Raw genomic sequence first — 23,486 nt, 5'->3', positions numbered from 1 at the left:
AGGTAGCGAAAAGGCGACATTGCGCCACTGCTGCCACTTTTTTATTCCACTTGCAGCCGGCTGGCCCACCGACGGCCATCGGGCGCGGTGGCCAGCACGTGGTAGAGACCGGGGGCCAGGACCAGCAGCGAAAGCACGGGGGCAGCAGTAACGTTAGGGCGCACCACTCGTCCCAGCGCATCGGTCAGGGTGAGTTGGGTACCTATTGGCAACAAGGGCAACAGCGTTTCGCCGTGCGCCGGATTAGGGCTAAGCCCGAGCGGCTGGGCGGCTTGCGGTACGCGAGCCGCCAGTGGCAAAGCAGCCAACTGGGCTACCAGTACGTTCACGTTGGTGGTGCTTTGGCCGGTGAGCGCCGTCGAGCCAAGTTGTGCCGTGCCGATGAACGAGCCCACTACGCGCAGGCGCTGGGCATTGTCGAGGCGAATGGAAAATGCCATTTCGTCGGCGGAGCCAGTCGACTGCTGCTGCCACCGGAACGCACCCTGCGGCGAGTAGCTCACCACCACGGCGTCGGTGCCACCGGCACTGGTAAGCGCCCCCGCGCCGGCCGCACCGGTACCATCGAAGGTGCCCACCAAGTAGAAGTTGCCGGCGGCATCGGTCACGGCGTCGCCGTAGAAGGCGGTCGTGGTGCCCGTGAGCGCCCGGCCCCACAGTTCGGCCCCGCTCAAGGCATCAAACACGAGCAGAGCCCCCGAGCGCGTGCCGGTGCCCGTCAGGACTTGCCCGCCAAAGCTTGCCGCACCGCTAAAGGAACTGGCTACAGCCAAACGGCCGCTACCGTCGAGGGTGGCATAGCGGGCCTGGTCGGCACCCGCACCGCCGCTCCGGCGCACCCACTGCTCGGTGCCCTGGGCGTTATATTTTACCACGCCCACGTCGAAGCTACCCTGTTCGGTAGGCAGAGGCAGCGCTCCGAAAGCGCCCGTTCCGGTCGGGAAAGTGGCTATCAGATAGGCCTCACCGGCCGGCGACACAACCAGGGCGGGTGTGTAGAAGGTTTGCCCCGCAACGCTGGGCACCCGGCCGCCCTGCCGGGCCCACAGCGCCGTAGCCGTGCCAGCGTTGTATTTCACCACAAAATATTCGAGTCGGGTGGCCGCGGCGGTGCTGCCCGTGAGGCTGGTACCGCCTATAGCCACTGGGCCGCCCGATAAGTAGCCGGTCACGTATTCGTTGCCGGCGGCATCGAGGGCAATGCCTGAAGCACTGGCATCGGTGCCAGTATTGGTAGCCACAATGGGTTGGCCGTCTTGCCGCAGCGTGCTCACCTGCCCCTGGGGCGTAATGGTGGCCACGTAGAAATGCGGCGAGGTGCCCGCGAAGGAAACCGTTTGGGTGCCCACCTGCACGCTATTGGCGAAGTTGCCCACCAAGTGCAGCGTACCCGTCGCGTCAATGGCCAGCCCGGCCGGGCGGTCGTAGCTGGGGCCGCCGGCCTGGACGACCCACACCAAGGTCCCGGCCGCCGAGTATTTGGCCACGAAGCCATCGGAGGTACCACGGCTGGTGAGCACTGTGCCAGCCGCCAAGGTTACCGTGGTTTGAAATGCGCCTGCGATATACATATTGCCCTGCGCATCAATTACCTGCCCCACCACCCCGAGGTTATCGACACTGGTGATGGCCTGAGCGGGGCCCCAAGTGGGCGGAGCAAGCTGGGCAACCGCCGGATGGAACGCAACCAGCAACAAGAAAAAGAGAGCACGGAGGAAGAGTGTCATCATATGAAAATTGAAAAGAATAGCGAAAGGTAAAACCGGTTGGCCGGGCGCACCCACTATGCTTTTCGTTATGATGTCCCTGAGCAACAGACAAACTTATGCGTCGGCAATAAAGTGGTCGTCAGCATCCGGCGCGAAGGGCAGGTAGAGCCGCTCCCACACGTCGCCCTCAATCAGGTCCCAGGTGTGGCCGGGGCCGCGCACGTCCTTTGCAATAAGGATGACGCCCGGCTCAACGATGAACGTATCGCCGCTGCTCACGGTGAAGCGCAGCTTGCCCCGCAACGTGACGACATATTGCGTGCGCGGCGCAGCGTGCGGCCGATGCTCATTGCCAATGGTGGTTTCGGCGAAGCAGTAGCCCACGGCCAAGTGCGTTTTCGTGGGCAGGCGGCCGGTTTCGAACGTGCAGCCGTCATCGGGCGTGTTGAGCAGGCGAATAGCCGGCAGGTAGGCCGGGGCGGCGGGCGGAGTGGCGGGTTGGGTCATAAGCTGGATTGAGGGAGCTGGATTGAGCAGCGAGAGTATTTGTAATGCCGGGCACCATGAGGCTGCAAATTAGCCGGGCCGCCTCACGCTACTGCAGAAGCGCCTCCAAAGCCGCCGCTTCTTCTTCCAGCAGGCGCAGGCGTAGCGTCAGCAGCGCCTGCTGCGTGGGCGTGAGCGGAACGGGAGCCGCCGCCGCATCGGCCTGTAGCGTGGCGAGCCAGCGGCCCACGGCTTCGGCATCAAATACGGGACTGCTCACCACTGGCGCTGGCGTGGGTGCCTTGCCGACGGCCGGTGCCAGCAGGGCGCGCAGCACTGCCACGCCCCACTGGCGCCGGGCATGGGCACGAACCAGCTTATGGCGCTTTCCCAGCTCGTAGCGGGCTTTTATTGCCTGAAAGTGCACTTCCCGCAAACGCTGCTGCAAGACCATGGCATCGAGACCACCAGGCAGTTCAGGCAACGCAACCGGGACAGCCGTCGCCCACGCGGGTGGCTCCGGGCCGAGGCCCCCATCAGCCGGCGGCATCAGCCACTCCAGGAGCCGCAACCTACGCAACGCGACGACTGACCACGCATTACGCCCAGCTTCGACGTGGCCTACCTGCGCCGCCGTCACGCCCAGAAAGCGCCCCAGTTCGGCCTGCGTCAGACCAAAATGGGCCCGCAAATCCACATCGGGAGCATTGGAATAAAGAGACCGACGAGGCATGGCTACAAGCAGTAAGGCCTGTTGACTAGGATTCGAGTCGACCGGTGCAACGAATCCTAGCCATCAACTAGGATTCGTTCTTTTTATTTTATCGAATCCTAGTGGTCGGCTAGGATATGTCTTTTTGATTTCATCAAATCCTAGTGGCTGGCTAGGATAGCCAACTTGCGGTCTGTTGAATCCTAGCACCAGTAGAGCGGCATAGTAGTAAAAGCGTCCCGACTGGCGCGGATTTAGCACAGCGTAACTTGTGCCGGCCATACGGGGGAGGCTGCGCTTACCACAGAACGAATCCGTTCGGCGCAGAATCAAACGGCCGCTGGCGTAGCGGTGGAAGGACAGCCTCCACGTCATAGCTGGCCCCGAGTTATGCTCCACTAAACACGCGCCAGTCGAGCATCGGAGGACTCTCTCGCTGCTGCAGAAACGGGATTTCCTACCGGCGCGCGTTTGGTTCAGCATAATGCGCACCTTCAGCTGCGCACATGTACAAGTCGTTTAACTGTCGTTCAACTAATTGCTGATTTTTTGGTCCAAAGCTCTTGATGTTTTTAAGTAGAAACTTAAATAATTCCGCAGAGCGCTTCGGCTGATAGGAATTGTCGCTAACCTGCTTGCAGGCATCAAATACCTTAACTCTGAATGTGCCATAGTCCATATCCTCTAATTTAGGAAAATCACTTTGCATAGAAGAATCAAAGGTGTTGAGCAGGTACGCTACTCTCGTAAACTCGTCTTGACTCACCACTGCTGGCACAAATGCCATGTTCTCAGTATCTACCAGCCGAAGCGTACTACTGGTTGTTACTATCAAGCCCGTGATAGACTTGTCCTGTATTCCTATGTGGGTAATAGAAATTTGCTTTACACAGGCCGTTTGCTCCGCAGGTTCGGCTTTTTGCTCAACAGGCGTGCAAGAAGCGGCGCACAAGGCGACCAGAAGCAGATATTTCAGCATAGCGCGGGTAGTTTTTAAAAAGGGGAACAGCAGCAACGGCCTATTTTGAGCGAATACTACTCGATGAGCACCACACGGGCAGCGTGCAACGCTGCAGCAGGCCGCCTTTCGGAGTATAACTCCGAAAGAGCATTCTCCTACTCTACCCGCTTCACGCGCACATAGTCCAGCATGGCTTGGTTGACCTCGCCGTTCATGTTCTGGTTGGCGGGCTCGTAGGCGAGCGTGAGGGGGTGAGTTCCTTTTTCGAGGCGCACGAGGATGGGGTTCGAGAAGCCCCAGTTGCTCCATTCTTCCACGCCGCGCTGGGGCAGCACCACAGTGCCCAGCCGCTCGGAACCCCGTCGCAGGGTGCGGATGGCGCACTTGTTATTGGTGTTGATGGGGCCATTTCCGTTGGCATAGCGGAAATCGACGGCGTAGAGGCCAGCTTCGGGCACCGTGACGGGGATGGTGAGGGATTTATTGGTGGTGGGCGTGATTTCGATGAAGCCCTTGCCGGAGTAGCCTTTGTAGGGCAGTGCGGCTTTGGGAGCTACGGTTTCGAGCTGCACCTGGTGCGTGGCATCCACGGCGGTACCGGTTTCGATGGGCTCGCTGGCGAAAGACTCGCGGCCGGCATCGTCCACAGCCACCACCTGGTAGGTGGCAAAGGAACCGGCCGGCACGGCGTATTCCGTGGTTTTGATGGTGGTGACGAGGGCCCCGTTTTTCAGTACCAGAAACTCGTCGGCGTTTTCGTCCTTGCCCCAGGTCAGTTGGCCTTTGGCAAACGCGACGGTGGGCGTTTCGGGGGCCACGCGGTCGGCCACGCGGTTCACCGGCTGGGTGGCCGGAGCCTCGCTGCTGAGCTTGATTTTTACGGCGTGGCGGCCGGTGAGGCCCGCCGAAATGGTGGCATCGGGCAGCGGCTCGCCGTCGAGGGTGATGGTTTCGATGGTATTGCCAAAGCCTTCCATCGTCACATCGAGCACCGCCTTGCGGTACCGGAAGCCATCGAGGCGGCGCTGCCCTGCAAACGCCTGCGGCACGAAGGGCCGGAACACCAGCTTATCGCCCTGGTATTGCAGGCCAAACAGCACCTTGTACACTAAACTCAGGCTGCCCGACAGGCTCCAGAGCATGTTCGAGGAGTTGATTTGGGTGCCGGCAAAGTCGCCGTTGCGGGCCACAAAGTTCTCCTTATTGGTCAGAAACAGCGCCGCCGGCCGGTAGATGGCGGCCATGCTCTCCGTGAGCGAGGCCTCGTTGCCGGCCCGGGCGGCGGCCAGGGCCCAGAAGCTCTGCACGAAGGGCCACACGGCATCGTTGTGGTAAGCCGGGATGCCCGGAATCTGCGGGTAGATGCAGCTAATGCCGAAGGGCACGGTGGGCGTCTTGCTTACCACCTGCTGGGCCCGGTCGCCCTCCGCAATGCCGAAGAGCACGCACAGGGCCTCGCCCAACGCCTCGGCTTTGGGCGAGAGCACCAGCGCGGTGCGGCCGTAGAGGTACTGGCCATAATAGCCCTTGTCGGCCTGCCACAGGTGCTGGTTGATGGCGAATTTAATGGCTTCGGCCTGGCGCTTGTACTGGGAAACCAGACCGGGCTGGCCGAGCTTGGCGGCCATCTGGGCCAGCACAATGTTGGCTTGGTAATGCACGGCGTTGGTGCCCAGGTTTTCGGACTGGTAGATGTCCACCGGCTGCATCCAGCGCGGGTAGGTCTGCTCGCGCCAGTCCAGGAAGGAAGACTCGCCGCGCACCAGGCCCGTGGCCGGGTCGTAGGCATTCTGCACGTCGTCGACAATGCTGAGCTTGATGATGGGAAACACCTTGCGCAGCCAGGCTTCGTCGCCGGTGGCCTGGTAGATTTCCCACGCCGCCGTGGCCCAGATAATGCGGTCCGTCGAGCACGGGTAGGCCCCGCCCGTGCCCGTGTCCTGAACGATGCGGCCCTCGGGGCTCACCTTGCGCAGCAGGCTCTTCATGGCCACTTTGGGCTGCAGGCTGGCCTGGGCCAGGATGATGCTGTAGCTCACGTCGCGCGTCCACACGCCGGCCCACTCCTTACCCGTGCGGAAGGTGCTGTCCGGCTCCACGGCCCGGCGCGCTTCCTCCAGGGCCAGGTTATACAGCGCGTCAGCCAGCGGGTAGTCGGAATTATACTGCGGAAAATCGGTGGTTCGGATGCTCTTTTTCCAGCTCTGGGCGGTGGTTTTGGCAGCGGCGGGCTGGTTCAGCGTCAGGGTCACTTCGTAGATGCCATCGCCGTTGGCATCCTTCAGCTCCAGTTCGGGCTTGTTGGTCAGGTTGTCGAAATCCCAGCTCAGCGGGGCCGTGCCGCCGGCCACGTATACGTGCTTGAAATCCTGCTGATACAGCTTATCGCCCTTGAAAGTGGTGTAGAAACCATCCTTCTTAAACGCCGCCAGCACCGGCCGCAAATCCAGCCGGATTTTTACGGGCGTGTTCGGGGCCAGGTAGGTGGTGGCGGTGGCTGGCGTGCTGTCTTCGTAGCGCTTGCCAAACACAATGGGCGGCGTTTCGATGGCCCCGCCGCCGGAACGGGGCACGGCCAGCAGCAGGTGGTTGAGGCCCGGGGCCATCTCGTTGTCCTTGCCGTTGATGCTGAACTTGAACTCCACGCGGGGGCTCTGCTGGTCGTTGGCAGGACTGACGTAGTTGGAAACCAGTTCGGTGCTGGAGAGGGCGCGGGCCTCGTATTTGCCCTGCACCACTTTGTCATGGTAAAGCGTATAGGCGTCGGATTGCCAGATGGGGGTTTGCACGATGGGAGCAACAGTGGTGTCGGTGGCCAAAGCAGGCTTCTGCGTTTGGCAGGCACTGAAAAGGCCGAGGGAAAGCAGAAAGCCAGTGGCGAGAACAGAAGATTTCATCAAAGGGAGAGGAGTACCGAAAATGGCACGGATATGCAAATTACGGGGTTTTTAGCCCTCCACGTTAGCGGTAGAGCTGCATCGTTGCGTCTCTTTTTGAACGACAGCGCCGGAATAATGCCGACAGCACATTTTTCCCTTGCTAAACACCAAGCCACTATGCTGCGTCTCTACCCCGAACGCCATCCCTTGCCATGAAATTTCTCCTCGCCCCGCTCCTGCTGAGCATCCTCTGCCTCACCGCCCAAGTCCCCAAACCCATGCCGCTGGAAAAAACCCTGCGCGAAAGCCGCTGGAAGAAGCGTGTGCTGCTCATCGCCGCACCCAACGCCGAACAGGCCGATTTCAAAACGCAAAAAGCGCTGTTAGCAGCAACCAAGGAGGAATTAGCCGAACGGGATTTCCTGGTACTGGAACTGCTGTACGACCATCTTTCCGCCGATGACCGAGAATTTCTAACGCGGAAAATGGAGATACAGTCGCCCGCATTTTCCGTAGTGCTGATTGGCAAAGACGGCGGCGTGAAAGAAAAAAGCAGCCGCCCGATTTCACCCGCTGCCCTGTTCGAAACCGTGGACAAAATGCCCATGCGGCGCGAGGAAATGCGGAAGAAGTAGCACGGGTACCGCGAAATTTCATTTCGCCTCACGTATGCTTCGTTGCTCGTTCAACAAATTCAATGCGAGGCGAAATGAAATTTCGCGGTACCCGTGCTGCTACCCCAACGACTTCGTGAAGCCCACTTTAATCTTGAGCTGGAAGTCTGAAATCACTTTAAAAATCTCCTTTAGGGTCACCTGCTCCACTTTGGTCAGCGTTTTGGGGTCGAGGAAATTGTCTGGCACCACGTTGTCGCTGATGATTTGAACGGCTTGCTTTTTCAGGCGCACGCCCATCAGGTAGTAGTAGGCTTGTAGCAGCTCCTGGGTTTCGCGTTCCGTGAAGATGCCCAAGGCTTTGAGGGCGTCGAGGCGCTCGCCGGTGTTGGTGGCAAAAATGCGGTGCTTGAGGGCGTACATGCGCACCAAATCGACGATGGGCGACATGGTGCGCTTGAGGTTGAACACCTGCTGCGAGCCGTGGGCAAAGGTGCGAATGTTGTTGAAAAACGTGAGCGGCGGCTCGTATTGCAACGCGTTCACGGCCATGTAGTGGAAAAAGCGGTCGACCGGCTTTTGCAGCTCCACGGCCAGGAACTCGTGTAGCTCGTCCATGATGGTGGCGTCGCCGTAGAGGTAGCGGCAGTCGAACGAGGCGGCGAACTGCATGCCCGTTTCGGGGTTCGAGTCGGTCATCCACTTCACGTAGTTGCGCTTCCAGTGCGAGAGCGAATGCGTCCACTGCGGGTTTTTGGCCATGAAGCCGCCCTCGCAGTAGCTGAACCCAATGGCGTTGAGTTGGTCGCTCACCATTTCGGCGAATTTCAGGAAGTAGTCGCGCACCAGCTCGCGCTGCTCGTTGGCCTTGTCTTCGTAAATAATGGCGTTGTCCTGGTCGGTAAGCAGGGTTTGCTCCTTGCGGCCCTCGCTGCCCAGCACCATGTACACGAACTTGGCCGGCGGCGGCCCCAGCTCGGCGATGGCGCCCTCAATCACTTTCAGCGCGATGGTGTCGGACACCGTGGTGATGACCTGGTTCACGATTTCGGGCTTCACGCCGCGGTTCAGCAGCTGGTACACCATTTCCGGCACCTGCTCCCAGCGGCGCTTCAGCTCGGGCACGGCCTGGGCCTGCTTCACCGATTGAATGAAGATGAACGGCGACTCGGCCTGGTCATCGGTCAGCAGCTTGTTGCGGCTGATGAAGCCCACGTATTCGCCGTCGGTTTCGACCAGCAGGTAGCGCGTTTTGGTCCGGAACATCAGCAGGATGGCCTCATACACAAATGCCCGCGAGCTGATGCTGACCACCGGCGCATCCATAATGGTTTCGACCGGCTGGCTGGCATCGGCCTGCGTGGCCACCACTTTATCGCGCAGGGTAATGTCGGTAACGTAGCCAACGATGTGGCCGTCCACATCGGCATTGGTGATGAAGTAGCAGCTGGTGCGGGCCTCAGCCATGCGCCGCGCCACCTCGCTGATGGGCGTGTAAGCCGCACACAGCACCGCCGGACGCAATTCCAGCGTCTCGATGCGGCGCGAAAACAGCTGGTCCGACGCCAGGTAGCTTTGGTTGGAGCTGGTGGCGGGGCGCACAAAATGGGCGTAGTCCTCGTTGAGCATTCGCTGACCGTAGCGCGCCGTGAAGAAGTGGAAAAACGCCTCGTAGCCCTGGCACAGCGCCAGAAACTCGCGCCGGTGCAGGAAGTACACGCGGGTGTTTTTACGGGCCAGCACCGTGCGGAGCGACTTTTTCCGGTTTAGCAGCAGCGACACGCCGCCGTAGCACTCGCCCCGGCGGCTGTGCTCCACCACGCGCCGGTTCTGCTGGCTATCGTAGAAAAACGTCTCGTACTCGCCCTCCACAATGATGTCGAGCCCGCGCAGTTTCGTGGCGTCCTGGTAGTAGATGATGGCCTCACGGGGGTGGCGCACTTCTTCCAGGCCCTCGGCCACTTCAGCCAGCACGTCTTCCGGCAAGCGGTTGAAGGGCGTGACGGTGCGGAGAAAATCGAGCTTATCGGACATGGAATAAAGGCAGGTGGTGGGCCGGTAAAGTTAGGCTGCTGAGCAGAACGTTAGTGAAAGAACGTTTTGCCCTACCACTTTGCCCTCCCCATCACGCAATCAGCAGAAATGCCAGCAGCACTAGCACCGCCGTGCCCACCAGCAGCCACGGGGCCACGCCGATTTGCAGCTTGCGGGCGGCGTCCATCGGTTGCTGCAGCCCCACGGGCGGCCCCTGGCTGCTCATGGTTTCGTCGGTGATGATGCCCTGGCGGCGCATTTCGAAGAAGCAACGGGCAGCAGCGCGGGAATCGACCAAGGCATCGTGGGCGTTTTCCAGCGTTTCGTGAAACAGGCGCTGGTACAAGTCGCCCAGCCGCAGGAAGCCCTGCGTGGAATGCCGCAGCAGTGGGCCCGTGGCGCGCATGGTGCAGAACATGGGCAGCCCCAGCATGGGATTGGTGAGGCCGGCGCGGTGAAAGCCCACCCCCACCATGTGGAAATCGAGCTGCATGAAGTGGGCCACCACCAGCGGCTTGTAGTGCAGCAGGTCGCGTTGCAGGAGCTGCATCACGGCGTGGCGCGACTCGCCTTTCTCGCGCAAAAAATCCAGCGTGAGGCCATGTACGCTGCCCGCCATGGGGTCCATGTCGTAGTCGCTGGGCTGGATGTAGTGGTTTTCGGCCTTCACCTCCTGCCCGTCGGGGGTGTACACCACCCAGGCCAGCTGCGCAATGTGCGGCCAGTTGTTGCGGCTGGAATACGGCTTGTTCCAGTCGCGCGGTATACCCGAAGTCTCGGTATCAACAAACAGCAGATAGTCTTTCACAGCGCAGGCAGCAGGGCGGAATTCAGACAACAAAATTCGGCAGGAATTGGCTGCATTCTGGTGCTTCGGCGAGGAAAAATTGTACGTCTGCTATCCGGAGCGTAGCTTAGGCTGACAGGCGGGGGCCAAACGAAGATTCCCGCGTCATTAACTTGGGCTGAATGACGATTTTGCGCGGGGCGGTATCATGGCCGCGCTCCTGCACCATTTCCAGCAGCAGCTGCATAGCCGCTTTGCCGATGGCTTCGCAGCACTGGTCCACGGAAGTGAGCCGGGGCTCGGTAAGGGAGCAGAAGCTCTCGTTGCTGAAGCCGGCCAAGGCGACGTCCTCCGGAATGCGCAGGCCGCGCTCCTTCAGCACCAGCATAGCCCCTACAATGGTGAAGTCGCTGGCCGAGAACACGGCATCGGGCGGGTTGGGCAGGGCCAGCAGCTGTTTCATGCCGGCGTCGCCGTCCTCCTGCCACATATCACTGAAAATCACCAGCTCGTCTTCCACCGGCAGGCCGTATTCTTCCAAAGCCTTGCGGTAGCCGCCGAAGCGGTTGATGTAAATCTGGAGGTGCTGGGGGCCACCGAAGTGGGCAATGCGGCGGCGGCCCTGCTCCAGCAGGTGCTTCGTGGACTGGTAGCCGCCCTGAAAGTCATCCAGCTCCACAGCATTGAATTCGGTGCTATTCAGAATTCGGTCGAAAAACACCAGCGGAATATCACGCTTCTTAATCTTGTCGAAGTGCCTGAAATCGTGCGTGGGCCGCGCTATCGACACCATGATGCCATCGACCTGCGCGTTTATCATCGTGTCTACGTTCTTCTGCTCCTGCTCGTAGTCCTCATTCGACTGGCAGAGCAGCACGTTGAAGCCGGCCTTATTGGCCACGGCTTCGGCGCCTTTCATCACCTGCGAAAAGAAGTGCCCATCAATGTGCGGCACAATCACACCCAGCGTGTTGCTGCGACCCTTGCGCAGGGCGGCGGCCAGGTGGTTGGGCTGGTAATTGAGCTCTTCGGCCAGCTTCCACACCCGCTCACGCGTGGCGGCGCTGATGCGAACGTGGCCGCTCAACGCCCGAGAAACCGTAGAAACAGCCAGATTCAGTTCCTTGGCAATGTCCGAAATAGATGCACGCTTGTGAGTCAAGGTAATAAACAGTTTGGTGGGATAGGTCAAATGTAAATCAGAAGCTCGTTATGCCGAACAGTTGTTCATAGCACGATGACAAAAGCTGAAGCACAGCGCCAAACATTACGTAGATAAGCATAGTGTTATGCTTCCTACTGCTCTCGCTACTCCTGCCATACGGCCACGCCGCCGGGGGCCACCTCGCGGGTGCCTACCAGCAGCTTGGCACCGGCCGGGGCGGGCACTGTCTGCTTTTCCGAAGAGAAGTTGGTGGCCACCCAGAAGCCGTCGCGCCAGTTCACCACAAACTGGTCGGCCAGAGCTTCCACCGGTACATTAGCAGTGGTGTACACGCTGCGCAAAACATCGCGCTCCAGGTCGCCCGCCAGGGATTCTACGCCCACATAGGTGACGGTGCCTTTGCCCAGCTTGCGGGTGGTAGCGGCCGGGGCACCGGCGTAGAACTGGTCGGCGTAGTTGGCCAGCGCGGTGGTGCCGGCGTTGGGCATCAGCAGCTCGCCCCAGGAGCCCCAATCGTAGCTTCTGCCGCCAAAAGTTACCTGCCCTTTCACTTGGCCGGGCAGCATATCAAAAGCCCGGTCGTTGAATTTCGCGCCGATGAGGTCGAGGATGGGCGTGGCCCAGGGACCTTCCCAGAGCATGCCGCGCCGGTCTTTCTGGCCAGTGCGGGCCGTGAGAATGAGGTGACCGCCAGCCTGCACGTAGCTGGTCCAGCGGTTTACCAGGGCTTTGTCGAGTAGCTGGTAGGCCGGGGCTACGAGGAAGGGATATTTACTAAAATCCTGGTCTTCGGTAACGACGTCGACCGGGCAGTTCATGGTTTTGAGGGCTCCGTAGTAGCGGAAGAGGTGCCCCATCGTATTCCAACGGGTGGTAGAGGGGTGGTTGTCGAGGTCGAAGCGGTTGTCGTAGTTGTAGAGCAGGGCCGTGCGGCGGGCAGCGTAGCGGGCCGGCATAGCAGCGTTGGGCTTGCGCAGCTTTCGCAGCTCGTTGATTTCCTGCATAGTCTGGGCGTATTCGAGGCCGCCGGGTAAGGGCGTCACGCCATCGGGCCCTACGAAGCCGTAGTGGTATAGCTCGCTGCCGGCGCGCGGCTGGCGGTAGCGGTACGAGCAAATCAACTTCGCCCCCGAGCCAAAGGAGTGCATCAGCCACATGTGCACGGCGCCGGGCAGCGGCTGCGGGTTGATGTCGCCCCAGTTCACCTGCCCCGGCTGCAGCTCCATAATGCCCTCGTTGCCGTTGAGCGGGCGCATAAAATCGTGCATGAAGCCCAGCATCGAGCCATTACCCAGCCGGTAGGCCAGCGGCCCGTTCTGGGGAAATACCTCGCCATGCACCGGGTACACGGTCCAGGTCATGAGGTCCAGGTCCTGGCGCGAGAGGGCGGGGTTGAGGTCGCGGTGGGTGGCCATGTGGTTGGTCGTCACCCACTGGTTTTTGGCGTACTGGCGCAGCGTAGTGGCCTGGGCGCGGATGTAGTCGGCCGCCTCATCGGCGAAGAAGCGCTCGAAATCCAGCAGGGCGTGCGGGTTCGGGTCGGCCACCAGTTCGGCCTGGTTGGGGATGCGGACCTGCTCGAAATTCTGGTAGAGCTGCGACCAGAAGGTATTGCCCCAGTCGCGGTTCAGGTTGTCGATGGTGCCGTATTTCTGCTTCAGCCAAACCTGAAACTTGGCTTTGCTGAAGTCATCGTAGGAAAACTGGCGGCCGTAGTGGCTCAGCTCGTTATCAATCTGCCAGCCCACCACGGCCGGGTTCTGGCCGAAGCGCTGGGCCAGTTGGGCGTTGATTTTGGCCACGTACTGCCGGAACACCGGTGAGCTCCAGTTGCCCTGCTGGCGGGTGCCGTGCTGCTGACGGCGGCCCTGCGCGTCTACCATCAGAACTTCGGGGTGGTTTTCGGCCAGCCACACCGGCGGAGTGGCGCTGGGCGTACACAGCACTACTTTCAGACCGGCTTTGTTGGCCAGACTCACGGCCCGCTCCAGCCAGTCGAGGGTGTATTTGCCTTCCTCCGGCTCGTAGAGGCCCCAGGCAAACTCGCCCATGTGCACGAACTCCAGGCCCAGCTTGCGCATGTTGGCAAAGTCGCGCGCCCACTGGCTTTCCGGCCACGCCTCCGGGTAATAATAGACCCCAATGGTCATCATATCCGCTGCCGGAAAGTAGTCGGGTACGGCTTTGGTAGCGGTGGCTGCTTTCGCGTCTTTAGGCGCTTTTTGGGCTGTGGCAGCGGGGGCGTTCAGCAGAAAAAGGCCCGCCAGCAGACTACCAATTGTGCGGTAGGAATGGGGCATTGGGATTCTGGTTGTGGGGTAATTTCAAAAACAGAACGTCATGCTGAGCGCAGCCGAGGCCTCTCGCTCGGGGCAGTAATCCAATCGTGAAAAAGAATTATTTGTGGCACGCGAGATGCCTCGACTGCGCTCGGCATGACGTTCTTTTGTTCAGCCAGTTTCTTGTGCTACTCAGCCGGCACGCCCTTATAATGCACTTCCGACTGTTCGCGCAGGCGGCCGGCACTGAATTCCGGGGTTACGTCGCGTTGCGGGTCGCCCAGCATTTCGTAGCCCACCATGAACTTGCGCACCGTGGCCGAGCGCAGCAGCGGCGGGTAGAAGTGCATGTGCAGGTGCCACTCGGGGTGCTCCTGGCCATCGGTAGGGCGCTGGTGCAGGCCGGCCGAGTACGGGAAGCTGATGTGGAACAGGTTGTCGTAACGAATGGTGAGGCGGCGGATGATGTCGGCCAGCGCGTCGCGCTCATCATCGGTAAGCTGAGTCACGTCCTGAACCGGGCGGCGAGCGATGATGATGGTTTCGAACGGCCACACGGCCCAGAACGGCACCAGAACCACGAAGTGCTCGTTTTCGATGACCACCCGCTCTTTTTTCTCCAGTTCCAGTTGCAGGTAGTCGGCTAGCAGGGTGCGGCCATGCTCTTGGAAGTAGGCCAGTTGCTGCACCGTTTCCTTGGCGGGCTCGCCGGGCACGGTGCGCTGGGCCCAAATCTGGCCGTGCGGGTGCGGGTTCGAGCAGCCCATCATCGGGCCCTTGTTCTCGAAAATCTGCACGTAGTTGATATCGGGCCGGGCGCCGAGGGTCTGGAACTCCGACACCCACAAATCCACCACCTTTCGGATGGCCGGCGTAGTCATTTGTGGCAGCGTCAGGTCGTGGCGTGGCGAGAAGCAGATGACGCGGCAGATGCCCGACTCGGCCTCGGCCCGCAGCAGGCCGCCTTCGTTGATGCCACCGGTGGGTACATCGGCGGTCAGAGCCCCAAAGTCGTTGTTGAACACGAAAGTGTCGGTGTACTTGGGGTTAACCTCGCCGCCCACGCGGGTGTTGCCGGGGCAGAGGTAGCAGGTGGGGTCGTAGGCCGGGCGGTTTTCTTCCTCGGTTTCCTCCTGTTGGCCCTGCCAGGGGCGCTTGGAGCGGTGCGGCGAAACAAGGACCCATTCCCCGGCCAGTGCGTTGAAACGGCGGTGCGGATGTTCGGTGGAATCGAAAGAAGCCATGGCTTTTGGTTGTTTTTAAGTAGCTAAAAAGTTTGCCATCCAGCGCGTAGCGGAGGATGACAAACGGCGCAGGATGAGAAACAGTAAACAGCTACTCGGCCATCACCCCTACCCCATCCACAATCGTGGTCTGGTAGGTTTCCAGCTTCAGGCCGAATTTCTCCTCGTAGACCTTGCTCACGCTGGCGATAAAGTCGTCCACCTTATCCGGCGCTACCAGGTTGATGGTGCAGCCGCCAAAGCCGCCGCCCATCATGCGCGAGCCGAATACACCGGGCGCGGCTTTAGCAGCTTCCACCAGCACGTCGAGTTCGGCGCAGCTCACTTCGTAGTCGTCGCGCAGGCCGGCGTGCGAGCCGTACATCTCTTTACCGAAGCCGGCCAGGTCGCCGGCAATCAGGCAGTTGCAGGCCGTTATCACGCGGGCGTTTTCCTGCACCACGTAGGCGCAGCGGCGGTACACGGTGCCGCCCAGTTCCGAGCGTACGGCTTCGAGCTGCTCCATGGTGGCATCGCGCAGGCTGCCAATGCCCTCGTAGTGCTGCTGGAGCACCGATACGCCGCGCTCGCACTCTTGGCGGCGGGTGTTGTACTCGGAGCTGGCCAGGCTGTGCTTCACGCCCGAGTTGCAGAGCACGATGCGGGCAGCCTGGGTGTCGAAGGGGAAATACTCGTAGTCGAGCGAGCGGCAGTCGAGGCGCACCACTTGGCCGTCGCGGCCGAAAAGGCTGGCAAACTGGTCCATGATGCCGCACTGCACGCCGGCGTAGGTGTGCTCGGCAAATTGGGCAATGCGCGCCAGCTCCATTTTCTCCAGGCTGGTTTTCAGGAAATGGTTCAGGGCAAAGGCCAGGCCGCACTCCACGGCGGCCGACGACGACATGCCCGCGCCCATGGGCACGGTGCCGGCAAACACGCAGTCGAAGCCCGGCACGGCGTGGCCGCGCAGCTGGAACTGGGCGGCTACGCCCAGCAGGTAGTTAGCCCAGTGCGTGTCGCTGGGGCTGATTTCGGCGGCATTGGCCAGCTCAAAATATTCGCCCAGGTCGTGAGCCGCCAGACGGATTTTCTCGGTGCCGTTCAGCCCCACGGCAAAGGTCATCTCCTTGTCCACCGCCGCTGGCAGCACAAAGCCGCCGTTGTAGTCGGTGTGCTCGCCAATAAGATTGACGCGGCCAGGAGCCCGCACCAGCAGCGGCTCATAGCCGAAACGTTGTTGAAAATCAGCCTGAATGGCTTGAGCCAGGGACGAGGACATAGGGCGGAGGGATGAGGAGGACGAAAATCTGGGATGAGCAAGTGTTGTAAACTGCTTACGCATGGCCAAAACGAAAAGACAAGCCAGAGCGGTTGCGGGCCGAAAATTAGCACATTTTTTTCAATTCATGCAAACGTTTGCGTGAATCATTGCATATCGTACCTTCGCAGGCTCAATCTGCTTTATAAATGATGCTTATTAATTTCTCCAAGCCCTTGCGCCCATTGCTGCTGACGTTTTTCAGCACTGCTCTTTGCCTAGGCGACCCGGCGGGAGCGCTGGCTCAAAAAGCCAGTAAGGAACATACCGGCGACGTTTTTGTGGATGGCAAAGGCGTGCTGCGATGGCAGCAGGGCAAGCAGGAAGTTGCCCTGTTTGGGGTGAATTATACCACGCCTTTCGCCTACTCTTACCGGGCGCACCAGAAGCTAGGCGTGAATCATGAGCAGGCCATCCGGCAGGACGTGTACCACCTGGCCCGGCTGGGTGTTGATGCGTTTCGGGTGCACGTCTGGGACGTAGAAATCACCGACACGGCGGGCAATTTGCAGGAAAACGAGCACCTGCGCCTACTCGATTTTCTGGTGCAGGAACTGAAGCAGCGCGGCATCAAAATCATTCTCACGCCCATTGCCTACTGGAACAACGGCTACCCCGAGCAGGACTCGGGCACCGGCTTTTCGAGCATCTATTCCAAGGGCGAGGCCTATACCAACCCACAGGCTATTGCAGCCCAGGAGCGCTACCTCACGCAGTTTCTCAACCACCGCAACCCTTATACCAAGCTGCTCAACCGCGAAGACCCCGGTATTCTGGCCTTTGAAGTGTGTAACGAACCCAAGTATCACCAGCCCGAGGCCCAAATCACCAGCTTTGCCGACCGCATGGCCGCCGCTATCCGGGCCACGGGCTGTCGCAAGCCGGTGTTCTACAACGTGTCGGAAAACCCTGATGTGTATGCCGCCGTGCTCAATGCCAAGGTGGATGGGCTCACGTTTCAGTGGTACCCACAGGGCCTGGTGAGCAACCACACGCTGCGCGGCAACTTTCTGCCTTACGTGGACCAATACCCCATCCCATTCCGCCAGGACCCGCGCTTTGCGAGCAAAGCCAAGATGATTTACGAGTTCGAATCGGCTGATATTATTCAACCGGTGATGTACCCGTTTATGGCCCGCAGCTTCCGGGAGGCCGGTTTTCAGTGGGCCACGCAGTTTGCCTACGACCCGCTGGCGCTGGCTCATGCCAACACCGAATACCAAACCCACTACCTGAACCTGGCCTACACGCCGGCCAAGGCCATCAGTATGCTCATTGCGGGCAAAGTATTCCGCAGCGTGGGGTGCGGGCAGCAATTCCCACGCTACCCGCAGGACTCCGTATTCGGGGCCTTCCACATCAGCTACCGGCAGCAACTGAGCGAAATGAACACGCCGGAGGAATTCTACTACACCGCCAACACCGGCACCGTGCCCAGGCAGCCGGCCAAGCTGCAGCACTTGGCGGGCGTGGGCTCGTCGCCGGTGGTGAGCTACGGCGGCACCGGCGCGTATTTTCTGGATAAGCTGGCGCCCGGCGTGTGGCGCCTGGAGGTGATGCCCGATGCCGTGCCCATCCGCGACCCGTTTGAGAAAGCCTCGCTGAGCAAGCCCGTCACGCAGATTTTATGGAACGAGCAGCCGCTGCAACTTTCGCTGAATGACCTGGGGCCGGGCTTCGCCGTCAAAGGACTGAACGAAGGCAACAGCGAGCAAAGCCACGCCGCCCAGGGTCGCCTCACGCTCAAGCCCGGGGCCTATTTGCTCACCGCCCCTGGCAAGGCCACCACGGCCTACACCGAGCGCACGACATTCAACGGCCACTTGCAGCTGGGTGAGTTTGTGATGCCCAAAAACCTGGAGCTGGGCCGCCAGCTGCGCCACACGCCGCCCACCCAGGCCGCGGCCGGCCAGCCCCTGCGCCTCAGCGCCACCCTCACCGAGTTGGCCGCTACCGACAGCGTCTTTCTGGTGGCGCAGCACTACTACGGCCAGACGCGCACCCTGCCCATGACCACCACGGCCTACGCTACGGTCGCCGCCACCGTGCCAGCCGAGCTGCTGTACCCCGGGCAGCTGCGCTACTGGATTGTGGTGAAAAAAGGCGCCCAGCGGGGCGGAACGCAAACTTTCACCTACCCCGGCAACTTCACCGGCCAGCCGCGCGACTGGGATTACGCCCACGCCGAGCATTTCCAAGTGCCCATTGTGGCCGCTGGCACCCTGCTCCCCCTCTTCCGGGCCAGCCACGACCAGGAATCGGTGGAAGCCCGCGGCCTCGCCCCCACCGCCTGGACCGACTACGTAACCCTGCCCGATGGCAATCTGGCCCTGCGCCTGGTACAAAGCCCACCTCAGTCCGGCCAACCCGCCACTACGGGACCGGCTGCCAGCCTACGGGCCTTTTTCAGTGACAAGCTGGCGGGCCGCAGCAGCGACTTGGCCGGCTTCACTGAGGTGGTGGTACGGGCGCGCAGCAGTCAGCCCGGCGCCAGCGCACGAGTCACACTCATAACTAAGGATGCCGTGGCCTACTCGGCCGCGCTGCCGCTAGGCGCGGAGGTGCAGGAATTGCGCCTGCCGCTCAGTGCATTCCGGCCAGCGGCGGCGCTGTTGGTGCCTCGCCCCTACCCCGGCTTTGGTCCCCTGGAGTACCAGCCGGCCAACCCGCCCGCCTTGAAACTGACCGATGCCGAAGTGCTGCAAGTGACCTGGGAGACAGCCAATGCCACCAGCAGCCCACTCAGCCTGGATATCGAGTCCGTATCGTTGCACTGATACCAAGCAGGTTCAATAAAAAAGCGGCCATTCCGAAAGGAGTGGCCGCTTTTTTATTGAACCAATGTAGCTTATGAAGCCAGTGCCTGAATCTCGAAGCCGGCGGCTTCTACTGCTTTTACCACTTGAGCCGGAGTAGCCTGGGTGGAGTTTACAGTCAGGATTTTGTCGGGGTTGGCGGTGTCGACTTGCCAATTGTTGGCGCCTACTTCCTGGTTGAGAGCAGGCGTTACGGCTTTGATGCAGCCGCCGCAGTTGATGGTGGTTTTGAAGCGAAGGGTGGACATGGCAATGGAGTAGTTAGCGAAAAACACCAGCCTTTAGGGGATTAAAAACGATATTCGAGCCCTGGCTGGCAGTCACGTAAAAGTACGTTTTCACTCGCTGGAAGCTCACACAGAATTCCCGTTTAAACCTGCATAATTATGCCGCTGGCAAGGGGCGTCGGCGTTTTCAGCTACGACTTTTTCTCCAGCTCCATCTCGCAGGTGGGGCACTTGCCGGGCTTGTTGCTTTGGCTACCGGCGCAGCCCATGGGGCACTCGTAGCGGGCCTCCACCACAGGAGCCTTCGTAGCGGCCGGGGCAACAGTGGCGGCCGGCTTCTGGCTTTCGCCGCAGCTGTTCAGGCACAAAATGGCGGCACCAAAGGCCGAAAACAGAAACGGGCGAAACGCTGAAAGCATGGCGAAAAACAAAGTAAAAGAAGCCGGGCGTGGCAGTTCCGGGCCCGTCGAACCACAAATTTAGCAGATATGGTTCCGGCTGCACAGCCGATGCCTAATCGGGCCGCTCCGGCCAGGTGGCCCAGCCAAGCCAGGGGAGTCCTCCGCCGGGGCTATGCTCTACTTTCGACCAGTGATGCCGGTATACTCCGCGCAAAACGCGATGGCAACCACTGTTTCTATTCCTCTAGCTTCCCCCACTCATCTAACTCACACAGAATCAGCTTTATCGACTGACCCAGTGCCGTCAGTTCGTATTCAACATGCGGGGGCACGACGGGGTAAACCGTTCGGGTCAGTAGGTGGTCCTGCTCTAGCTCCCGCACGGTCTGGGTGAACATCTTATTGGATATACCGGGCATCGTCTGTTGCAATACGCCCGAGCGCTGCGGTCCTTCGAGAAGATGAAACAGAACCTGCGGCTTCCATTTCGTACCAATCAGGTCCATCGTTCGCTGGAGCGGGCAGGCATATTTCTTCATTTGAGGCATATTTTTAGCAGCTGCACCTAAGCATTTTACCCCTGCTGGTCACTTAGTTACCGTTTGGTAAGTACTTGCGCTTCCAGGTAGGCCAAGGTAAATTTACTATTGCTTTCTATTGGCAATGACCCTTTTACCCCACACTACACATGCAAGTACCGCCTGTTTACCCCAAAGCTTTCTCTCATATTGGCCTCACGGTACCCGACATCAACGCCGCCGTTACCTTCTACACCGAAGTCATGGGCTGGTATCTGATTATGGCCCCCAGCGTTGTCACCGAAGAAACCGAAACAGCCATCGGCCAGATGTGCCTGGATGTGTTCGGAACCGGCTGGCAACAGTTTGAAATTGCCCACTTGTCTACCGGAGATGGCATCGGCATCGAGCTATTTTCCTTTTTACATGGCCGAAAAGAAGCACCTGCCTTCGAGCCCTTCAATACAGGCCTTTTTCACTTCAGCATCCAAGACCCGGATATTGAAGGCCTGGTGCAGAAAATAGTAGCCCACGGCGGCAAGCAGCGTATGCCCATCCGCGCATATTATCCCAACGAAAAGCCTTATCGGATGTGCTACGTGGAAGACCCTTTCGGCATCGTATTCGAGATTTACACCCATAGCTACGAGCTAACCTACTCCTCCGGAGCATATAATAAATAATCCTCCAGCCTACCGGCTTCGGGAACTGCGCTACAACCCGGATTTAGCGCGGTTCCTAGTTGGAGCGTTCCCGCCCCGGTTGGGCGGTTACTTTCGCATGACCATTCTAGAGCGGTTTCGGCATCGGTGCCGAAACTGCCCTAAGCTTAAAGCTGAGGCGGTTTGGAAAAGCGCGGGTCCCGAATAAAGGTGCTATCCGTCAGGGTTTGCAGGAAGGCCACAATCTTGGCCTTTTCGGTGGGTGTCAGTTCCAGCGTCGGGTGGCCGGGGGTATTGGTACCATTTAGAATCAATGGGTCGATGTTGGGGCTGTTCAACACTACGTGCTCGTTGTAATGGTCCAGCACGGCGGCCAGAGTAGGAAAACGGCCGTCGTGCATGTAGGGCGCGGTGAGAGCGATGTTGCGCAGCGAGGGCACCCGGAACTTGCCATTGTCGGTGGGCAGGCCCGTGACCAGGCCCTGGCCCAAGTCGCTGAAGGTGGCGTCGAGTCCATTATTGGTAAAGCGCCGGTTGGTTTGCAGGGAGCCGGCGTGGCAGTCGCTGCAGTTGCCGCCGCGCCCGGCCGCGGTGCCATCCGGATGCGTGACGAAGAGCAGCAAGCCCTGCTGCTCGTAGCTGCTGAGGGCCGTGCGGTTGCCGCGCTGGAACTGGTCGTAGCGCGAGTTGCCCGAAATCAGGGTCCGCTCAAACTGGGCCAGGGCCTTGAGCACCTTGTCTTCGGTGATGACGCTGCTGCCGAAAGCACTGCGAAAGAGTTTCGGGTAGGCGCTCGTGGCTTGCAGCCGGGCCACGCCAGCGCTCAGGGTCTGGTGCATTTCCACCGGGTTTTCGATGGGAATGCGCGCCTGCGCTTCGAGGTTTGCAGCCGCCCCGTCCCAATTCAGAAAGAACTCCCAGCCCACATTGGCCAGCGACATAGCACTGCGCGTTCCCATGCTGCCATTCACGCCCTGGGCGCGGGCCTGGCCATCGGTGAAGGCCAGTTCCTGCTTGTGGCACGAAGCGCAGGCAATGGTGTTGTTCACCGATAAGGCCGTTTCATAAAACAGGTGGCGGCCCAGGGCCACGCCCTCCACCGTTAGGGGGTTGTCGGGCGGAGTGGACCGGGCCGGCGGGAAGTTGCTGGGGATGCTGAGCACATACGGCGTAGGCGGTGCTACTGGTCCCTCGGGGTCCGTAGGGTCAGGCGTTTCGCCCTCGCTTCGGCAACTCACCACGGCCAGCAGCGCGGCCCCGATTAGTAGAAGTTTTGCTCTCATGCACTCTTGAGTAGATTCACTTATTAAAAAGTAAATATATCAAGAATAAATATACCACCTGCAAGCTTTCGTGAATTAGACAGGTGCAGTAGGGCTGCTGGCACCGGCCTGGTGCATGCGCCAGTTGCTAAAATCAGCTTGAAAATGATTCCGCGAGGTTAGAAATCTGTTCTGCTTACCTGTCATCCGGAGCAAAGCGAAGGACCTTATCACGACTCGAAGACTAACAGCAATGTTAATCATTTAGCCGTGATAAGGTCCTTCGCTTTGCTCCGGATGACGGATGACTGCCGCTAAGGCAGAGGCGGCTTGGAGAAGCGCGGGTCGTTGGTGAAGGAAGTATCGGTCAGGGTTTGCAGAAAGGCCACTATTTTGGCTTTCTCGTCAACGGTCAGGTCGAGGGTGAAGCTGCGCTGGTTGGGGTCGTTGGTGGTATTGAGCAGCAGTGGGTCGATATTGGGGCTGTTCAAGATGACATGCTCGTTGTAGTGGTCCACCACGGCGGCCAGAGTGGGAAAGCGGCCGTCGTGCATGTAAGGCGCGGTGAGGGCAATGTTGCGCAGCGAAGGCACCCGGAACTTGCCGTTGTCGGTGGGGCGGCCGGTTTGCAGGCCCAAGCCCAGGTCCGTGAAGGTGGCGTCGAGGCCGTTGTTGCTGAAAGTGCGGTTGGTTTGCAGGTCGCCGGAATGGCAGTCGCCGCAATTGCCGCCGCGCAGCGAGCCATTGGGGTGGGTGGTGAACAGCACCAGCCCCTGCTGCTCGTAGCTGCTGAGGGCCGTGCGGTTGCCGCGCCGGAACTGGTCGTAGCGCGAGTTGCCCGAAATCAGGGTCCGCTCAAATTGGGCCAGGGCCTTGAGCACCTTGTCTTCGGTGATGACGCTGCTGCCGAAAGCACTGCGAAAGAGCTTTGGGTACGTGCTCGTGGCTTGCAGCCGGGCCATGCCGGCGCTCAGGGTCTGGTGCATTTCCACCGGGTTTTCGATGGGAATGCGCGCTTGCGCTTCGAGGTTTGCAGCCGCCCCGTCCCAGGTCAGCTTGGGCTCCCAGGCCAGGTTGGCCAGCGACATGGCGCTACGTGGCGAAACGGTCCCATTCACGCCCTGCGCCCGGGCCAAGCCGTCGCTAAAGGCCAGCTCCTGCTTGTGGCACGAGGCGCAGGCAATGGTGTTGTTCACCGACAGCCCCTTCTCGTAGAATAGGTGGCGGCCCAGGGCCACGCCCTCCACTGTCAGGGGGTTGTCGGTGGGGCTGGCGATGGGGGCCGGGAAGTTGCTGGGCACCACCAGCGCGTAGGGCGTGGGGGCCACTACGGGACCTTCCGGGTCGGTAGGGTCCACGGTGTCGGAGTCGTGCTGGCAGCCGGCCAGAGCCAGCAGGCCCGCAAACATCAGGATGAAAGGTGATTTCATACG

The 23,486-nt window shown here is 60.3% G+C and carries 19 protein-coding genes; 3 read left to right on the top strand and 16 right to left on the bottom strand.

The window, feature by feature from the left end; all coding sequences use genetic code 11:
* Positions 1–41 precede the first annotated feature (41 nt).
* From J4E00_RS26855 to J4E00_RS26835, 5 genes are all read right to left on the bottom strand, one after another.
* The gene (locus J4E00_RS26855) at positions 42–1,730 is read right to left on the bottom strand and encodes a hypothetical protein (RefSeq protein ID WP_208178437.1); all 1,689 of its coding nucleotides are present in this window, start codon (positions 1,728–1,730) and stop codon (positions 42–44) included.
* 93 nt (positions 1,731–1,823) lie between these two features.
* Positions 1,824–2,216: a hypothetical protein gene (locus tag J4E00_RS26850; protein ID WP_208178436.1), complete on the bottom strand. Its 393-nt coding sequence runs from the start codon at positions 2,214–2,216 to the stop codon at positions 1,824–1,826.
* Positions 2,217–2,304: 88 nt separating this feature from the next.
* A complete protein-coding gene (locus tag J4E00_RS26845; protein WP_208178435.1) occupies positions 2,305–2,928 on the bottom strand; it encodes a helix-turn-helix domain-containing protein in 624 nt (207 codons plus the stop codon).
* A gap of 436 nt (positions 2,929–3,364) precedes the next feature.
* Positions 3,365–3,886 (bottom strand): hypothetical protein, encoded by a 522-nt coding sequence (locus J4E00_RS26840; RefSeq protein ID WP_208178434.1) that lies wholly within the window; start codon positions 3,884–3,886, stop codon positions 3,365–3,367.
* Positions 3,887–4,023: 137 nt separating this feature from the next.
* Positions 4,024–6,765, bottom strand: a complete 2,742-nt coding sequence (locus J4E00_RS26835) for an MGH1-like glycoside hydrolase domain-containing protein (protein ID WP_208178433.1) — start codon at positions 6,763–6,765, stop codon at positions 4,024–4,026.
* Between the two features lie 194 nt (positions 6,766–6,959).
* On the opposite strand from J4E00_RS26835, the gene J4E00_RS26830 reads away from it, so the two are divergent.
* Complete coding sequence (locus tag J4E00_RS26830) at positions 6,960–7,382, top strand: DUF4174 domain-containing protein (protein ID WP_208178432.1); 423 nt, start codon at positions 6,960–6,962, stop codon at positions 7,380–7,382.
* 99 nt (positions 7,383–7,481) lie between these two features.
* On the opposite strand, the gene J4E00_RS26825 is transcribed toward J4E00_RS26830, so the two are convergent.
* The 6 genes from J4E00_RS26825 to galK all read right to left on the bottom strand — a co-directional run bounded on the left by J4E00_RS26825 (position 7,482) and on the right by galK (position 16,128).
* Positions 7,482–9,395: a DUF294 nucleotidyltransferase-like domain-containing protein gene (locus J4E00_RS26825; RefSeq protein WP_208178431.1), complete on the bottom strand. Its 1,914-nt coding sequence runs from the start codon at positions 9,393–9,395 to the stop codon at positions 7,482–7,484.
* A gap of 91 nt (positions 9,396–9,486) precedes the next feature.
* Complete coding sequence (locus J4E00_RS26820) at positions 9,487–10,203, bottom strand: exonuclease domain-containing protein (RefSeq protein WP_208178430.1); 717 nt, start codon at positions 10,201–10,203, stop codon at positions 9,487–9,489.
* 106 nt (positions 10,204–10,309) lie between these two features.
* A complete protein-coding gene (locus J4E00_RS26815; protein ID WP_208178429.1) occupies positions 10,310–11,344 on the bottom strand; it encodes a LacI family DNA-binding transcriptional regulator in 1,035 nt (344 codons plus the stop codon).
* A gap of 146 nt (positions 11,345–11,490) precedes the next feature.
* Positions 11,491–13,647: a beta-galactosidase gene (locus tag J4E00_RS26810; protein ID WP_208178428.1), complete on the bottom strand. Its 2,157-nt coding sequence runs from the start codon at positions 13,645–13,647 to the stop codon at positions 11,491–11,493.
* 167 nt (positions 13,648–13,814) lie between these two features.
* On the bottom strand, positions 13,815–14,870 hold the full coding sequence (locus J4E00_RS26805) for a UDP-glucose--hexose-1-phosphate uridylyltransferase (protein ID WP_208178427.1): 1,056 nt from the start codon (positions 14,868–14,870) through the stop codon (positions 13,815–13,817).
* 91 nt (positions 14,871–14,961) lie between these two features.
* On the bottom strand, positions 14,962–16,128 hold the full coding sequence (gene galK / locus J4E00_RS26800) for a galactokinase (protein ID WP_208178426.1): 1,167 nt from the start codon (positions 16,126–16,128) through the stop codon (positions 14,962–14,964).
* A 188-nt stretch (positions 16,129–16,316) separates the two neighbouring features.
* On the opposite strand from galK, the gene J4E00_RS26795 reads away from it, so the two are divergent.
* Entirely contained in the window at positions 16,317–18,944 is a 2,628-nt protein-coding gene (locus J4E00_RS26795) for a cellulase family glycosylhydrolase (protein ID WP_208178425.1), read from the top strand.
* Between the two features lie 71 nt (positions 18,945–19,015).
* Here the strand turns inward: J4E00_RS26795 and J4E00_RS26790 are convergent, their stop codons facing one another.
* From J4E00_RS26790 to J4E00_RS26780, 3 genes are all read right to left on the bottom strand, one after another.
* A complete protein-coding gene (locus J4E00_RS26790) occupies positions 19,016–19,231 on the bottom strand; it encodes a heavy-metal-associated domain-containing protein (RefSeq protein WP_208178424.1) in 216 nt (71 codons plus the stop codon).
* A 170-nt stretch (positions 19,232–19,401) separates the two neighbouring features.
* On the bottom strand, positions 19,402–19,629 hold the full coding sequence (locus tag J4E00_RS26785; protein ID WP_208178423.1) for a heavy metal-binding domain-containing protein: 228 nt from the start codon (positions 19,627–19,629) through the stop codon (positions 19,402–19,404).
* Between the two features lie 218 nt (positions 19,630–19,847).
* Positions 19,848–20,150: a winged helix-turn-helix transcriptional regulator gene (locus J4E00_RS26780; RefSeq protein ID WP_208178422.1), complete on the bottom strand. Its 303-nt coding sequence runs from the start codon at positions 20,148–20,150 to the stop codon at positions 19,848–19,850.
* A 149-nt stretch (positions 20,151–20,299) separates the two neighbouring features.
* On the opposite strand from J4E00_RS26780, the gene J4E00_RS26775 reads away from it, so the two are divergent.
* Entirely contained in the window at positions 20,300–20,812 is a 513-nt protein-coding gene (locus tag J4E00_RS26775; RefSeq protein ID WP_208178421.1) for a lactoylglutathione lyase family protein, read from the top strand.
* A 146-nt stretch (positions 20,813–20,958) separates the two neighbouring features.
* Here the strand turns inward: J4E00_RS26775 and J4E00_RS26770 are convergent, their stop codons facing one another.
* Positions 20,959–22,074, bottom strand: coding sequence for a cytochrome-c peroxidase (locus tag J4E00_RS26770; RefSeq protein ID WP_208178420.1), 1,116 nt, complete (start codon positions 22,072–22,074; stop codon positions 20,959–20,961).
* A 293-nt stretch (positions 22,075–22,367) separates the two neighbouring features.
* Entirely contained in the window at positions 22,368–23,483 is a 1,116-nt protein-coding gene (locus J4E00_RS26765; RefSeq protein ID WP_208178419.1) for a cytochrome-c peroxidase, read from the bottom strand.
* Between the last annotated feature and the right edge of the window lie 3 nt (positions 23,484–23,486).

It is taken from the genome of Hymenobacter negativus, assembly GCF_017571495.1.
Taxonomy (GTDB): Bacteria; Bacteroidota; Bacteroidia; order Cytophagales; family Hymenobacteraceae; genus Hymenobacter; species Hymenobacter negativus.
The sequence above is the reverse complement of the archived record's forward strand: the minus strand, read 5'-3'. Positions and strand labels throughout refer to the sequence as shown.